At 63.0% G+C, this 14749-nt stretch carries 12 protein-coding genes; 3 read left to right on the top strand and 9 right to left on the bottom strand.

Annotated features, from left to right (window positions below):
* The first annotated feature begins 410 nt into the window (after nt 1-410).
* Nucleotides 411-1109 (top strand): manganese efflux pump MntP, encoded by a 699-nt coding sequence (gene mntP / locus ACUN9Y_RS11800; protein ID WP_445460912.1) that lies wholly within the window; start codon nt 411-413, stop codon nt 1107-1109.
* A gap of 221 nt (nt 1110-1330) precedes the next feature.
* Here the strand turns inward: mntP and ACUN9Y_RS11795 are convergent, their stop codons facing one another.
* The 4 genes from ACUN9Y_RS11795 to ACUN9Y_RS11780 form a co-directional block, all read right to left on the bottom strand.
* Entirely contained in the window at nt 1331-2089 is a 759-nt protein-coding gene (locus ACUN9Y_RS11795; RefSeq protein WP_445460911.1) for an alpha/beta hydrolase family protein, read from the bottom strand.
* 119 nt (nt 2090-2208) lie between these two features.
* Nucleotides 2209-2844 (bottom strand): hypothetical protein, encoded by a 636-nt coding sequence (locus tag ACUN9Y_RS11790; RefSeq protein ID WP_445460910.1) that lies wholly within the window; start codon nt 2842-2844, stop codon nt 2209-2211.
* Between the two features lie 517 nt (nt 2845-3361).
* Nucleotides 3362-3580: a hypothetical protein gene (locus tag ACUN9Y_RS11785; protein WP_445460909.1), complete on the bottom strand. Its 219-nt coding sequence runs from the start codon at nt 3578-3580 to the stop codon at nt 3362-3364.
* A 142-nt stretch (nt 3581-3722) separates the two neighbouring features.
* Nucleotides 3723-4163 (bottom strand): hypothetical protein, encoded by a 441-nt coding sequence (locus tag ACUN9Y_RS11780; RefSeq protein ID WP_445460908.1) that lies wholly within the window; start codon nt 4161-4163, stop codon nt 3723-3725.
* Between the two features lie 137 nt (nt 4164-4300).
* On the opposite strand from ACUN9Y_RS11780, the gene dusA reads away from it, so the two are divergent.
* Nucleotides 4301-5329 (top strand): tRNA dihydrouridine(20/20a) synthase DusA, encoded by a 1029-nt coding sequence (gene dusA / locus ACUN9Y_RS11775; protein WP_445460907.1) that lies wholly within the window; start codon nt 4301-4303, stop codon nt 5327-5329.
* 185 nt (nt 5330-5514) lie between these two features.
* On the opposite strand, the gene ACUN9Y_RS11770 is transcribed toward dusA, so the two are convergent.
* Complete coding sequence (locus ACUN9Y_RS11770; protein WP_445460906.1) at nt 5515-6549, bottom strand: succinylglutamate desuccinylase/aspartoacylase family protein; 1035 nt, start codon at nt 6547-6549, stop codon at nt 5515-5517.
* Nucleotides 6550-6730: 181 nt separating this feature from the next.
* On the opposite strand from ACUN9Y_RS11770, the gene ACUN9Y_RS11765 reads away from it, so the two are divergent.
* The gene (locus tag ACUN9Y_RS11765) at nt 6731-7345 is read left to right on the top strand and encodes a TetR family transcriptional regulator (RefSeq protein WP_445460905.1); all 615 of its coding nucleotides are present in this window, start codon (nt 6731-6733) and stop codon (nt 7343-7345) included.
* 199 nt (nt 7346-7544) lie between these two features.
* Here the strand turns inward: ACUN9Y_RS11765 and ACUN9Y_RS11760 are convergent, their stop codons facing one another.
* The 4 genes from ACUN9Y_RS11760 to ACUN9Y_RS11745 form a co-directional block, all read right to left on the bottom strand.
* Nucleotides 7545-8282 carry a hypothetical protein gene (locus ACUN9Y_RS11760; RefSeq protein ID WP_445460904.1) on the bottom strand — a complete coding sequence of 246 codons (738 nt, stop codon included), beginning with the start codon at nt 8280-8282 and terminating at the stop codon, nt 7545-7547.
* Between the two features lie 217 nt (nt 8283-8499).
* Nucleotides 8500-11712 (bottom strand): efflux RND transporter permease subunit, encoded by a 3213-nt coding sequence (locus ACUN9Y_RS11755; protein WP_445460903.1) that lies wholly within the window; start codon nt 11710-11712, stop codon nt 8500-8502.
* Nucleotides 11709-13124 (bottom strand): efflux RND transporter periplasmic adaptor subunit, encoded by a 1416-nt coding sequence (locus tag ACUN9Y_RS11750; RefSeq protein ID WP_445460902.1) that lies wholly within the window; start codon nt 13122-13124, stop codon nt 11709-11711. Before ACUN9Y_RS11750 ends, ACUN9Y_RS11755 begins: the two co-directional genes overlap by 4 nt.
* A 96-nt stretch (nt 13125-13220) precedes the next feature.
* Entirely contained in the window at nt 13221-14675 is a 1455-nt protein-coding gene (locus tag ACUN9Y_RS11745; RefSeq protein WP_445460901.1) for a TolC family outer membrane protein, read from the bottom strand.
* Nucleotides 14676-14749: the final 74 nt, after the last annotated feature.

Below are 14749 nucleotides of genomic sequence, written 5' to 3'. Positions count from 1 at the left end.
CGTCAGCAGCAGATGCCGCGACGAAAATGCCACTATCCAAAGGCTCTGCGAGGCCGCATGGTGCCCCTTGCCAAAGCGTCCCATGGGAGAGTTCGCCGATTCCTTGCGACCCAAATGGGGCGAAAAACGTGGCGCTTTGGAGGTATTCATGGGCCAAAAAACCCTCGAATTGCCTCGCCTCTCTCCCGGGTAATTGATACCCAACCCCTCACCCGACTCTGCGATGTATCGGCCGGACGCCTCTGCCTGAGTTCGCACACTGCATACTCCATAGCAACGGCTATAAAAGTTTGTTTTCACTCAATATCTCAACCCTGGCAATCAGTTGACCCGACCCGTATCTCCGGTAATATCCGTTGCGTCTCGGGGCGATTTCGCCGCGTCCGGCTTGCACGAACCGGGTGCTGGCGTTGCCACTTCGCTCTCCGCGTCGTCATCGGTCGGCACTTGCCTGCTACCGAGTGTTCGCCCTTCCTTCGCGCCGCACGCCGGGCCCGCGTTGGAACCTGTTTCATCGCCTGGCCGATCACGTGACCATGAACTTGCTGTCCACCACACTGCTGGCCTTCTCGATGTCCACCGACGCCTTCGCCGCTTCGCTCAGCAAGGGGGCCTGTGTGCGCAAGCTGCGGTTTGTGGTCGCCCTTCAGACGGGGCTGCTGTTCGGAGTGATCGAAGCCACCACACCGGTAATCGGCTGGCTGATGGGGCTCGGGGCGTCACAGATGGTAAGGGACTGGGACCACTGGGTGATCTTCACCCTGCTGCTGATCCTGGGGGGGCGCATGATTCGTGCCGGGCTCACGCCGCCGACCGAGGAGGAAGACTGCCACGCTGGCGGCTCACATACCCGCTGGTGGCTGCTGGCCGCCACGGCCCTGACCACCAGCCTGGATGCCATGGCCGTTGGCATTGGTCTAGCATTCATGGATGTCAACATCTGGCTCACGGCTCTGGCCATCGGCACGGCCACGACCGTAATGGCCACCACCGGCATGTTGATTGGCAGAAAGGTCGGCACCTTGATTGGCCGCCGCGCCGAAATCCTCGGTGGCCTGGTATTGATCGCCATCGGCTCGCTGACACTATTCGAACATCTCCACCCTTAGCGCCAACTGGCCACGCCTTTCGCATCGGACGATCTCGGTTCGCTGCGCCTATCGTTCGGCGGACGGCTCGACCACACCGCCGTCAGCCGCCGGTCACGCCCACGACCAAGGGATGACTAGCAACCGGAGCGCGAACCGGCCGGATCGACAAACGCCTCAAGCGTCACCGGCAAGACGTACTCGATGCGGGAGCCATGCTCACCGCCGGCGCCTGGCGGCTTTCACAGGTGTTCGGCGAGAAAGTCGAGCAGGTAGCCATGATGGCGATTTTCCGCTTCACTCCCCAGTACATGATCCTCGCCCTCGTAATAGTGCACCCGGGGAGTGCGCCCATGGCCACGCAGGCGGGCTTCCAGTCGGCGAGTCATTGCCACCGACCACATCTGGTCCCGGGTCCCGTGACTGAGCATCAGCGGCCCCTCATAGGCTTCGATATCGATCGGCGTCGTCGGCAGCAGATGGTCACTTCTCCCCCGCCAGGTCCAGGCCCTCATCGCGCCATCCCACGCCCGCCAGCCCGGATCCCCCGCGTCACGGAAGTGTCGCGAATCGAAGCCGCCGCAGATCACGTCGGGTGGGCTGTGCACCGCCACGGCCTCAGGCTGGCCCGGCAACCCCTCCCGGGCCATCAGGCTAGTCATCAGCAGTGCGTACTCGGCGCCTCGCGAGACGCCATAGAGGCCGACCGGCCCACCGGCGCTCGCCGGAAAGCCGCGCAGGGCTGCCAGCACATCGACGCCTCGGTCGAGAGGCGTATCGATGATGCTGCCAGCGTTCCAGGCATTGCCGCCCTGCGAGTACGCGAAAGGAAAGGCGAGAAAGCCGTGTGCAGCGAGCAACATCGCATTACGGTGGCTCCAGCCGGACCAGGCCCCCTCCGAGCCATGCAGGAGCATGATCGCGGGAAAGGGGCCCGCGCCAGGCGGGCCATAGCTCGTGCCCCATTCGGGAATCCGTCGGCGAACGATACGTAGTTCCATCTCAACCTCAAGCGGCGGCCGATCCTAGCGGCCCTACCATAGCGCCCGGGGCCACCGGACGCACCCTGGCCGCCGCACCGCCCCAAGCATCCAGCACCGACCACCATCGCGCGACTCCGCTAACGGGTCATCGCGGCGGGTGGAAACCTGGCATTGAGTTTGCCGATCTCATAGATATCGTGCATATACAGGTCGAACTTGGCGATCAGCCAGGTCAACACAATCAAGGCGTAGATCAGCCCCAGCAGGATGGCTTCATTGTTCATCCAGGCAAGCGACGTCGCAGCCACTTCATAGCCGATCGTATAGACGCTTAGCCCCCCCAGGAACACCACGACGATGCTGCACAAGACAATCAGCATCAACAGCCCCGCGCGGATATCCCAGGCCGGCGGTCGGGTCTTCCACAGCGCCAGGTGGCGGATCTTGATCATGCCGTTGCAGACGAGGCGATGCTTGCGCCGCAGCAGCGGCTCGGCATGTCGCTCCCCACCGTCTCCGGAGAAGGCGACAAAGGCGATACGTGGATCGAAGTCGCCACCGAAGACCGTCTTCACCGTTTGCAAAAACCCCGGTGACGCACCGGTACTGGCGTACTCCTTCGCCTGACGGGAGAGTTCCTCGAGCTGCTCGGTCCCCTCGGCGTCGTGCTTCTCCTGATCGCCGAAGTTCTGATGGTAATAGATCGCGTAGAGCTGATAGAGCGAGATGCACACCCCGGCGTAAATCATCACAAAGATCGGAATATTCAACATGTCAGAGTTCCTTGGCCCTGTCGGCAAATCCTCTACCAAGGGCATCAGTCATGGCGTGCAACCACCGAGCATCCGCCTCGTTCAGCGTCGCCCGTGTCGCTTGTTGTCGTTTCGGCGCCCCGGAGGTGTCAACGCCATTCCCCCACGACCGGCGAGGCCCCTTTCTCCTGCCGGGCCTTCGCCAGACCACCACCGGGGAGCTGCCGGCAATCAGGCGGGGCCGGATAGCCAGCGCACATGAGTGGCGCTCGACGACGCCAGTCGATTCTGTTGCCGGTTCTAACCCAGATCAACAAGGTGCCCATCAAGTGCGCTTTTTTACCGCACCCTTTGCCTGCTGTCATGCGTTGCCATCGCCTGCGCCACCGAAGACGAGAACGCTGACTGCCGGTGGCCACAGCACCTCCGCCCCCACGTTCAGAACCAAAAAAAGGGTGCCCACGCCTGGGGCACCCTTCAAAGATCGAACACAAAAATATGTCGAATCTGTCGATTACTCACTCACGAGCGACGCCCCTTAAGCCCCGGTGTCCTCTTCCATCATCATATGGATGAGTTCCTTCAAATCCTCGACCTGTTGCTCGAGAGCCTCAACACGGTCCTCCTCGCTCATCTGCTGGGTGCGCTCCTCGATCTCGGCCATCTTCTCGTCGAGCATTTCCGAGTCCATCGCAAAGGCCGAGCCTGCCATCATCAGAGACGCCAACACCGATGCACCTACAAGCTTCAGTTTCATGTTCTCTCCTCAACAGAGCAAGGCCCTGAGTAGGTCAGCAATTAGTCCAGATCGTCGCGGAAGTGAACCCTAGTCCGCGTATTTTCAATGTAGAAGAGGAACCTGAAATAGCAATTGTGCATTTTCATGGATGACCGACGAATCACCCCCGACGCTTCTGGCATCGGCGCTGACCAGCCCCTGACACCTTGAGTTCCTGCGACCTGACACACAGGTGACGGTGCTCGCTGCGGTCTGTCTGGCGGATCACCCGCTCGCTGGTGAGTTCGGTGATCGCTACCCTGGAGATAGGAAAGCGGCGAAGCTGCTCGATGGTGGCGCGCTTGGAACGGCCCGCACCCTGGGCGAACTCATGCAGGTAGCGCTCGATGGCATCGTCCAGAGTCACGCCCTTCCAGCGGGCTTGGGCGACACCTGCCGGGCTCGCCAATTCCAGTTCACGTCGCTTCGCCCATTCCTCCGCCATGGCCTTGCGCGGGAACGAGCGCGACTCGGAGTGATCCAGACCGTGGAGTGCGATGCGTATCTGGACGATGTATGAGAAACTGCCGTCCTTTTTTCGGCGCTTTCGAATCGTCGCCACCGCTCCCTCCTTGGTACCAAATCGACGCGACTCCGGCACCACGAGTACCAAATCAGTACCAAGTAGTCGCGAAAAACGGATACCAACTACTGTAAATATGTACAGATATGATTGAGAACGCAACCCCCACAACCCGCATGAAGCCTGACATCCCGCGCCCTGCGCTGGATAGAACCTTCTCCGTGGCCCCGATGATGGATTGGACGACCCGCGACTACCGAGTCTTCGCTCGCACCCTGACGCGTCGCGCGCTTCTGTATACCGAGATGGTCACCACCGGGGCGATTCTTTACGGCCGACCGCGGGAGCGTTTTCTCGGTTTTGACGCCGCGGAGCATCCTCTGGCGCTGCAGTTGGGCGGCAGCGATGCCGGCGAGCTGGCCGAATGCGCGGCTATTGCCGAGGAGTGGGGCTACGACGAGGTCAATCTCAACGTCGGCTGCCCAAGCGACCGGGTGCAGAACAATCTGATCGGCGCTTGCCTGATGGGGCACCCGGACAAGGTGGCTGACGCGGTCCGCGCCATGGCCGATGCGGTGACGATTCCGGTGACCGTGAAATGCCGTATCGGCATCGACGATCAGGACGAAGACCAGGATCTTTCGACCTTCATCGACAAGGTGGCCGATGCTGGCTGTGAGATATTCACCGTGCACGCCCGCAAGGCCTGGCTGCAAGGGCTCTCGCCCAAGGAAAACCGCGACGTGCCGCCGCTCAACTACCCGCGAGTGCATCGCCTGAAGGCCAGCCGACCGGAGCTGCATATCGGCATCAACGGCGGCATCAAGACGCTCGACGAGTGTCGCGCCCAACTTGAGCGTGTCGATAGCGTGATGGTGGGCCGCGAGGCCTACCAGAACCCGTGGATGCTGGCGGCTGTCGATGAAGCGCTCTACGGCGAAGCCGGGCCCGCAGCCTCGCGCCACGCGGCGGCTCGGGCACTGCGCCCGTATATCGTGCGTCGCCTCGAGGAAGGCGCCAAGCTCAATCACCTGACTCGTCACCTGCTCGGTCTCTTTCAGGGCTGCCCGGGGGGACGCAAGTTCCGTCGCCACCTGTCCGAGAACGCTCATCGTGACGGCGCGGGGCTGTCGGTGCTCGACGATGCCCTCGGTCTGGTCGCCGAGCACTCCCTGACGCCCGATGACGAGGCTCTGGTAAGCTGAGCGAAGCGACGGCTGTGATAGCGTCTATTGATAGCCGATAGCCGATAGCCGAGAGCCGAGAGCCGAGAGCCGAGAGCCGAGAGCGCCTATTGAACGACACCAAGCGGCCGCCCCCAAGGGCGGCCGCTTCGTGTTACCGCAACGTTACGGGAGCGAGTCGCAGGGACGGCGTCAACAAGCCTCGCTCAGTAGAGCCCGTCGGGCGGCGGCTCCAGGCTCGAGTGAAACGTCTCGATGGCGCTTTCGGCCTCTTCGATCGCGTCGAAGCGAGCGATGTGAAACAGCGCCTCGCCTTCATTGGCCAGCGGCAGCCGGCCCATGCCGATCACGATGCCATCGGCCATGGACCTCACCTCCCCTTCGGCGTTGCCGAAGGGGTCTGCCACCAGCCCCAGCAATTCACCCTTGGCGACCCGGGCACCGAGACGCACCCGCGGGCGCAGGATGCCATCGATAGGCGCTCGGGCCCAGCTCGATCCATTGGCCACCTCCGCGGCAGCCGGCGTCCGACGGCGCTGTTCTCCGGTCAACATGCCGAGCCGACGCATGACCCGCAAGACGCCGCGCACGCCCGAGCTGATCGCCCACTCATCGAAGCGCAGCGCCTCACCGGCTTCGTAGGTCAGCACCGGGATCCCACGGCCCTGGGCATAGTGTCTGAGACTGCCCTCACGCAACTCGGCGTTGAGGATCACCGGTGCGCCGAAGGCATCGGCCATGCTGCGCGTCTCGTCGTCGGCACCATTCAACTGGGCGCGTATCTGCGGCAGGTTGGTGCGGTGTATCGCACCGGTATGCAGGTCGATGATGTGGCTGGCCTGATCGACGATCTGCTGGCGAAACAGCGCGGCCACTCGGCCCCCGAGCGAGCCGGATTCACTGCCGGGAAAGCAGCGATTGAGGTCACGGCGATCGGGCAGGTAGCGGGTATGTTGGACGAAGCCGAAGACGTTGACGATGGGCACCGCGATCAAGGTGCCCCTGAGCCGATTGATCTGGCGCGAACGCAACAAGCGACGGACGATCTCGACGCCATTGATCTCGTCGCCATGAATGGCGCTGCACACCAGCAGAGTCGGCCCCGACTGCCGGCCATGGACCACCTCCACCGGAATATCGAGGGGCGCATGGGTATATAGCTTGGCGACGGGAACGTCGATTTGGGTGCGGGTACCCGGCGCAACCTGTACGCCGGCCAATTCAAAAGGAGCTCGAGCCATGAAGGTTCCTTGTTGCCAATGCAGTCCCGTCCCGACAGCGCCGGGACCTGCGCTTCTTATACCTTTCCGCCGTCGTCAAGACGAGTCCAATTTACCTTGGTTCGATCGCGGTATCGCCTGCGAGGCGAAGCCGACTTCGGTAGAATGACACCCTCTACGCCCCTCCGGAGACGCCATCACCATGGCACGACGCACCAAGGCGGAAGCCGCTGCCACTCGCGAAGCGCTGCTCGACGCCGCTGAGGAAGTCTTTCTCGAGCGCGGTGTCGCGCGTGCGTCGCTGGATCAGATCTCGCGACGCGCCGGCCTGACCCGAGGAGCGCTTTACTGGCATTTCCGCAACAAGGGCGACCTGTTTCGCGCCATGCTCAATCGCGTGCGCATGCCATTCGAGGAACTGGTGGCGGAGCTCGACGATCCTTCCCTGGGAGACCGCCCCCTCGACGCCGTTCGCCTCGGCTGCCGTGCCGGCATGATCCACCTGGACACACCGCGTCATCGCCGCGTGCACTCGATTCTGCTGCATCGGTGTGAACTGTCCCAGGATTTCGACCCGCTCAAGGTCAAGGACGAGTTCGTCCAGGAGACCCTGAAGGCCTTTCTTCGCCACTTCTGCCTGGCCCACGAAAAGGGTCAACTACGAGACGGCCTGTCCCCTGAGCGCGCCACGGAGCTGTTCCATTTCTCGCTCAATGGCTTGTTCTGGGAGTGGCTACGCGACGCCGAAGACTTCTCGATCAGCGAGCGCGGGGCGATCCTGGTCGACACCCTGATCGACCTGATGCGCAAGGCATAGCGGAGCCGACGATGGTTCGGGCAAGACCAGAGGGTGGCACCGCGTCTCGCCAACGGGGGCTACACCGGCCCCTGCAACAGCCTGTGCCCATGGACTCTGCGACACCCTGTCACCACGGCCCCACCAATAACCTGTGCCCAGAAACAACCAGTGCCCAGGACTATTGCGGGGCGTTTAGGCGGGGCATTGACGCTACCCGTTAGTGCGAATGGCCGTGATGAGGCCGATGATGATGGCCGTGGCTCGCCCGATCATCCGCCTGCCCCGGATCCGGCTCATGGCGTTCGACCAACTTGAGCCGCACCAGGCGTGTGCGGGCCTCGAGATAGTCTTTCTCGGCCACCGACCGATACCCATCCTGATCGGCCAGGTACTTCACCAGCACCCTCACCTGCCCTTCTCTGGGCATCGCCTCGGGCTTGCCATGCAAGCACACCTCCCGGGTCCCGTCCGAACACAACACCGCCCGGCAACAGCCGCCTTCATCGATAAACCCGACCACTTGTACCCGCTCGCCGAGCAGGCAGCGACGGTTCATCGACGGACGATGACGATGGCGGCGCAGCATCGCCCGACAGGCCCTGGCGGCCAGCGGGGACGCCAGCGCGAAGGAGCCCCATAACACCAGGATTCCCAGCGGCACAATCACCAGCGCCAGATCGAACCAGTGCAGCACCAGCAGTTCCGCGATCAGGGTGAAGACGGCCGCGAAGACAAACAGCACGCTCAAGGCGATGCTGACCGGCACCCCAGCAAACCCCAGTGACACCATGGTACTGGCGAGGTGGTCGTCGCGCAGGCTGTCACGCTCGAACAACTGCAATGGCGCGATGCGCAGCGCCACCAACAACCAGTAAAGCGCCACCAGCGGTAGCAGGAAGGTAAACAGCACCAGAGGAAAACTCAGGGCGATATCCTTTACCATTGCCATGTCCATGCGAACTCTCCCTCGGCCCAGGACCGATACATAGCGACTCGTGACACTTGTCAGCATAGCGTCGATGGCCTTTTCCCACGACCCTTGCGCATGAATTCTCCTTCCACAACAGCATGTTGCACTGCACCAAAACGACAGACACCGCCTCGAGGGCGGTGTCTGTCGATGCATCGAAAAGCCAGGCCCGGGGCCGAATGGCCTCGGGGGATTGCCGCGCTTACGCCTTCGGCGACTCGGCGTCGGCATCGCCATCGCCATCGGCATCGGCATCGGCACTGGTGTCGTCGTCGTGCTCGGTCTTGTACCCGAACAGCTTATCGGAGACCGTAGCAATCATGGCGTAGAACGACGGCACGAAGCAGCTACCGAGCGCCGCCACGGCCGCCATGCCGACCGCCACCGTGGTGCCGATATGGTGGCTGCTGGTATCACTGGCACCGGTCGCGATCGCCAGCGGCAAGGTACCGAAGATGAATGCCATGGACGTCATCACGATGGGCCGGAAACGCAACTCCGCCGCGGTGATCGCCGCCTCGCGAATGGACTTGCCCATTTCGCGACGCTGCAACTCGGCGAACTCGACGATCAGTATCGCGTTCTTCGCCGCCAGACCGATGACTACCAACACGCCGATCTGTACGTAGACGCTGGTATCGAGACCGCGCATGGCGATGCCACCGATGCCGCCCAGGAAGGCGAAGGGGGTCGCCGTCAGCACCGCCAGGGGCAGTGACCAGCTCTCGTACTGAGCCGCCAGGATCAGGAACACCATCACCATGCCGAAGACGATGGCCAGGGTCCCGGCGTTGCCCGCCGAACTCTCCTGATAGGCGGTCCCGGTCCAGCCCATGCCCCAGTCGCTGCCAAGGGTATCCTGAACGATACGCTCCATGGCCTGGATCGCCTGCACCGAGGAGTACCCCGGCCCCGGGCCACCCTGGAACTGGGCGCCGGCGTAGACACCGAAACGCGTCACCACCGCAGGCGCCGCCTTGCGCTCCAGGGTGACGAATTCCGACAGCGGGATGCGCTCTCCGTTGCCACCGCGAACGTAGATATTGTTGATGTCCTCGGGGGTATCACGGAACTCCGCCTCGTTCTGCAGGTAGACCTGGAAGTTGCGGTTCTGGTAGCTGAAGAAGTTGACGAAGCCGTTACCGAAGGTATTCGACAATGTCGCATTCAAGTCGGTCAGCGACACGCCATAGCTCAACGCCTTCTGCTGGTCGATCTCGGCGCGGAACGACGGCACGTTGACGCTGAAGGTGGTGAACACCTGGCTCAACGCCGGATCCTGATTGGCCGCCTGCATGACCTTCAGCGAGGCCTGATAAAGCTCCTCCGGGGAGGCGCCCTCGAAGGACTGCAGATAGCCGGTGAACCCGCCGGTCGTCGACAGGCCCATGATCGGGGGCATGTTGAACGCCATGACGCTACCGCCGTCGATCTCGCCGCCCATCTGCATGATGCGCCCGATCAGATCCGTGGCCGTGGTGTCGCGCTCGTCCCAGGCGTCCATGTTGACGAAGATGACGCCGCGGGCGGTATTGACCGAGCTGGTCAGCAGATCATAGCCGGCGATGGCCGAGGAATACTGAACGCCGGGGACGGCTTCGATCCGCTCGCTGAGCTTGCCCATGTATTCCCGGGTCCGCGCCAGGGACGCCGAATCCGGCAAGGTGACCGCCGCCAGCACGATGCCCTGATCGGTTTCCGGTACCAGGGTCGAGGGCGTGTTCGAATACAGCCACCAGGACCCGACGCCGACCAGCGCCACCAGCGCCAGGGTCAACACCCAGGCCTTGACCAGCACCTTCACGGCGACCATGAACACCGCGGTGACGCCGGCAAAGAAGCGGTCGAACAAGCGCAGGGGCGTACGCACCGCGCGAATGAAAGCCGACTCCTTCTTGTGCATGTCATGCTTGATGAAGATCGCCGACAGCGCCGGAGTGAAGGTCAACGCCATCAGCGCCGAGAACGCCACCGAGATGGCAATCGTCAAGGCGAACTGCTGGTAGATCTGCCCGGTGAACCCGCCAAGGAAGGCAACCGGGATGAACACCGCCGCCATGATCAGCGAGGTCGCGATGACCGGTCCACCGACCTCCTTCATGGCCTGGATGGTGGCCTGGCGGACGCTGATATCCTCGTCCTCCGACAGCACCCGTTCGACGTTCTCCACCACCAGGATGGCATCGTCCACCACGATGCCTATCGACAGTACCAAGGCGAACAGCGTCAGCAGGTTGATGGAGAAACCGAACATGTAGAAGCCGGCGAAGGTGGCCAGCACCGAGACCGGCACCACCGACATGGCAATGACGGTGAAGCGCCAGTTCTGCAGGAAGATGAACAGGATCACACCGACGATCAGGAAGGCTTCGATGAAGGTGTGGAACACGGTTTCCACCGAGGCGTCGATGAACAGCGTGGTGTCATACGGCACCACGTATTCCATGCCCGGGGGGAAACGTCCCTGCAGCTCGTCCATCTTGGCCTGGACCATCTCGGCCGTCGCCAGCGCGTTGGCGCCCGGCTGCTGGTTGATGATGATCGGCGTCATGGTGGCGCTGTTGAGCCGCGCCTCAACGCCATAGAAGGAGGCCCCGAGCTCGATGCGCGCGACGTCTCTCAGGCGCAGCGCCGACCCATCGGGGTTGGTGCGCAACAGGATGTCGCGGAAATCATCGGCGCTCGACAGGCGGCCACCGGCAGTAATCGTGTAGGTGAACGCGCGCGGATCGGGCTGAGGCGTCGATGCCAGGCTACCCGCCGGTACCTCGGTGTTCTGCGCGCGAATCGCCGACGCCACCTCGGTGGGTGTCAGGTCGTACTCCGACAGCTTGTTCGGATCCATCCAGATGCGCATGGCGAACTCGCCCCCCCCGAGCACCTCGGCCTCACCGACGCCGGGAATCTGGCGCAGCTCATCGAGAATGTTAAGGGTGGCGTAGTTCTGCATGTAGATGTTGTCGTAGTCCTCCTGGGGCGAGATCAGCGCGACCAGCATCAAGATCGAGCTCGAGCGCAGCTCGACCTGAACGCCCTGGGACTGCACGGCCTCGGGCAACTGCGACAAGGCCCCCTGGACCCGGTTGTTCACGTTGATGGTGTTGATGTCACCGTCGGTCCCGATATTAAAAGCGATGCTCAGGCTCATGGAGCCGTTATCGGAGCTGGTCGAGGTCATGTAGAGCATGTCCTCGACGCCGTTGATCGCCTCCGCCAGTGGCGCGGCGACGGTCTGGGCGACCGTCTCCGCATCGGCGCCGGGGAAAGAGGCGCTGACCGATACCGTCGGCGGGACCACGCTGGGATACTGCTCGATCGGCAGCACCCGCATGCTCATGGCCCCGATGATCGTCAGGATGATCGCCAGGACCGAGGCGAAGATCGGCCTCTTGATGAAGAAGTTGGCGAAATTCATTCGTTACCCTCTCCTTCAGCCTCCTTGGCCTCCTGATCGGCGCCCGGCGACGTCATCGGTGCCTGCTGGGCAGACTGGGTCGCGGAAGCCGCGTCCTGAGGCGCCTCGGCCTCGCTTGCTCCCTCTGCCGCGGCGGCGCCTGCCGCGCCCTCACCTGCGGCGCTCTCACCTGCGGCGCCCTCACCTGCAGCGCTATCGTCCTGGGCCGGAGCACCGCCCGGTGCCTGTTCGGCCTGCTGTTCGTCGAACTGGTCCATCAGCGCTTCGGCATCGCCATCGAACGGCTTGGGATCGATCGGCGTGCCTGGCTTGAGGCTTGCCGGGTCACCCACCACCACGCGCTCGCCCGCTTCGACGCCGTCCAGCAGCACCTGCCAGGGCCCTGCCAGCTCGCCAAGGTTGACCGGACGAGCACGAGCGATATTGTCGTCGTCGAGGACAAACACCTGCGGCCCCATCAACCCCTGGGTCAATGCCAGCTCTGGAACGGCCAACACGTCATAGCGTGTCAGGCCTTCGATCTTCACCCGCACGAACTGCCCGGGCAACACGGCACCGTCAGGATTGGGGAAGGTGGCCTGGGCCTGAACGGTACTGGTGCCGGCGTCTACCCGGGAGCCGAGAAAGTCCAGGTTACCCGACAGTTGGCCGTTGTCCTGGCCCATCAACGCCGGTACCTCGAGGGTCGCCTGGATATCGGTGATGTGCTGATCCTGCAGCTGGCGACGCAGCTCGAAAGCGTCGCGCTGGGGCAACTGAAAGCGCACCTCGAGGGGGTCCAGCGGCGTGATGGTGGCAAGCTCGGTCCCCGGACTCACCAGATTGCCGACGTTAATCTGACTGAGGCTGATCATGCCGGATACCGGCGCTGTCACGTCGGCGTAGTTCAGGTCGATCTGTGCGCTATTGAGTGCTGCCTGGGCCTGAGCGACGCTGGCCCGCGCGACTCGCGCATCGGCCAGCGCCTGGTCGACCTGCTGGCGACTCACGGAATTCTGTGCCGCCAACTGCTGGAAGCGATTGGCATCGCGTTCCGCCCGGGACAGTTCCGCCTGAGCGCTGTTCAAGTCCGCCTCGCGCTGTTCGACGGTGGACTGGTACAGGTCCGGCTCGATGGCATAGAGGCTGTCGCCCTGCTCGACCAGATCGCCCGGCTCAAACTTGCGTTCCTCGAGAAACCCGGTCACCCGCGCGACCAGGGTCACTTCTTCCTCACTCATGAGCTTGGACGGATAGGCCTTGTCCAGGCCAATGTCCTGGCGGGCAAGCTCGGCCACCTCGACGCTCTTGGCCGGCGGCTGGCTATCGCCCCCGGCCCCCTGTTGCGGCGCCTCGTCCTGACCGCAGGCAGCAAGCAATAGAGCAGCCGCAGCCGCCACCAGGGGGCGACTTCGCGAAAAAAAGATGTTCATCCCGTGTCTTCCTTGGGGTCGTCAGTTCAGTCGCAGAGAGCGAGCCGCCGTTCTGCCAGCCCGCTCTCCAGTGTCATCTTGTTAGGTGGCCGGCTATTACAGGTCCGGCTGCGGGCGCTCACCGATATCGAGCGCCGCGTCATAGTCGCTGCTCTGTTCGGGCAGCGTGAAGTTCACTTGTCCTTGTTCGACCAGGAACTGGTTGAGCTCGGCGATGGCCGCCTCATCCAGCACGCCGGCCTGCCGACGCAGCGACAGCAGGTCGACGACGTAGGCATAGCGCGCATCGGCGTAGTCGGCGATGGCGTTATACAGATTCTGCTCGGCGTTGAGCACGTCGACGATGTTACGGGTGCCGACCTCATACCCCGCGCGGGTCGCGTCCAGGGCACTCTGGTTGGAGACGATGGTCTGCTTGCGCGCAGCCACGGTGGAAACGTCGTTGCTCACCTGGGTATACAGCGAACGCACCTGCAGCACCGTCTCGCGACGCTGGGACTCGAAGTCGTACTGACTGGCCTCGAGCTGATAGGTGGTCTGACGAATGGAGGCGCTGGTGCGCCCCCCGGTATACAGCGGCATGCTGGCGCTGACACCGATTTGACTGTTGGAGTCGTAATCGGTCACGTCGTCGCTGTCGCTATCGGAATAGCCGTAGTTGGCGAAGGCCTCGAATACCGGCAGATCCGCCGCCCGGGCGACATCGATCTGCTCACGTGAGACCTCGACGCCGGCCTGCTGGGCCAGCAACTCCGGGTTCAGCTCGATGGCCATGTCGATCCAGGCGTCCCGGCTCGACGGCTCGGGCAGCGCGATGGGCAAGTCATCCTGGAGCATCTCGATGCTGTCGTAACGCTGGCCGGTCAGGCGCTCCAGCGCCTCGAAGGACACCTGCAGATCACTCTCCGCGGCGATACGATCGGCACGCGACTGGTCGAAACTGGCGCGCGCTTCCTCGACCTCGGTAATCGCGATCAAGCCGACATCGAACTGCTCCTGGGCCTGTTCAAGCTGGCGACCGATGGCGCGTTCCTGGGCGCGGCGGGCCTCGAGAATCTCGTAGGCACGCAGAATGTCGAAGTACGCCGACGAGGTATCGATCAACACCTGCTGTTCGGTGGCCGCCAGCAGGTACGTCTGCTGATCGACCTGGCGCTCGGCAACATCGACTTCGCGACTGCTCAGGGCATCGTACAGCTTCTGCGTCGCCTGCAGGTTGAGGCCATAGCTGGCGTAGTTGTCATCGCCACCAGAGGCGCTGAAGCCAGACTGGGACTGACGCTCGAAGATGTGGTTATAGGCCGCTTCACCTGAAATGTTGACCTGGGGATTCAGATCCGCCTGCTCGACATTGACGCCTTCCTCGACGCTCTGGGTGGTCGCTCGTGACGATTCCAACTCGGAGTTGTTGTTCAGCGCATCGCGTGTGATGGTCAACAGATCGGCGGCCTGAGCCTGACTCGCAAAGGCAGCGGCGATCAGCGCACCGAGCAAAGCGGGGCGAAAGTGTCGTGGCAGCCGATTCCAAGAGTCGGGACGAGAAGGCGTCATGAAGGGTTCCTCGATTCAGTTCCGTAGCGGAATTCTATATACATACATTGTCGCATGTTTAGTCGGCAATTCTA

Source organism: Halomonas sp. V046, from assembly GCF_052645355.1.
The sequence above is the reverse complement of the archived record's forward strand: the minus strand, read 5'-3'. Positions and strand labels throughout refer to the sequence as shown.

Bases quoted from the DNA above. Each gene is read 5' to 3' on its own strand.
- ACUN9Y_RS11795 (WP_445460911.1), bottom strand. From the start codon at position 2,089: ATGGAACTACGTATCGTTCGCCGACGGATTCCCGAATGGGGCACGAGC.
- ACUN9Y_RS11790 (WP_445460910.1), bottom strand. From the start codon at position 2,844: ATGTTGAATATTCCGATCTTTGTGATGATTTACGCCGGGGTGTGCATC.
- ACUN9Y_RS11785 (WP_445460909.1), bottom strand. From the start codon at position 3,580: ATGAAACTGAAGCTTGTAGGTGCATCGGTGTTGGCGTCTCTGATGATG.
- dusA (WP_445460907.1), top strand. From the start codon at position 4,301: ATGAAGCCTGACATCCCGCGCCCTGCGCTGGATAGAACCTTCTCCGTG.
- ACUN9Y_RS11770 (WP_445460906.1), bottom strand. From the start codon at position 6,549: ATGGCTCGAGCTCCTTTTGAATTGGCCGGCGTACAGGTTGCGCCGGGT.
- ACUN9Y_RS11765 (WP_445460905.1), top strand. From the start codon at position 6,731: ATGGCACGACGCACCAAGGCGGAAGCCGCTGCCACTCGCGAAGCGCTG.
- ACUN9Y_RS11760 (WP_445460904.1), bottom strand. From the start codon at position 8,282: ATGGACATGGCAATGGTAAAGGATATCGCCCTGAGTTTTCCTCTGGTG.
- ACUN9Y_RS11755 (WP_445460903.1), bottom strand. From the start codon at position 11,712: ATGAATTTCGCCAACTTCTTCATCAAGAGGCCGATCTTCGCCTCGGTC.
- ACUN9Y_RS11750 (WP_445460902.1), bottom strand. From the start codon at position 13,124: ATGAACATCTTTTTTTCGCGAAGTCGCCCCCTGGTGGCGGCTGCGGCT.
- ACUN9Y_RS11745 (WP_445460901.1), bottom strand. From the start codon at position 14,675: ATGACGCCTTCTCGTCCCGACTCTTGGAATCGGCTGCCACGACACTTT.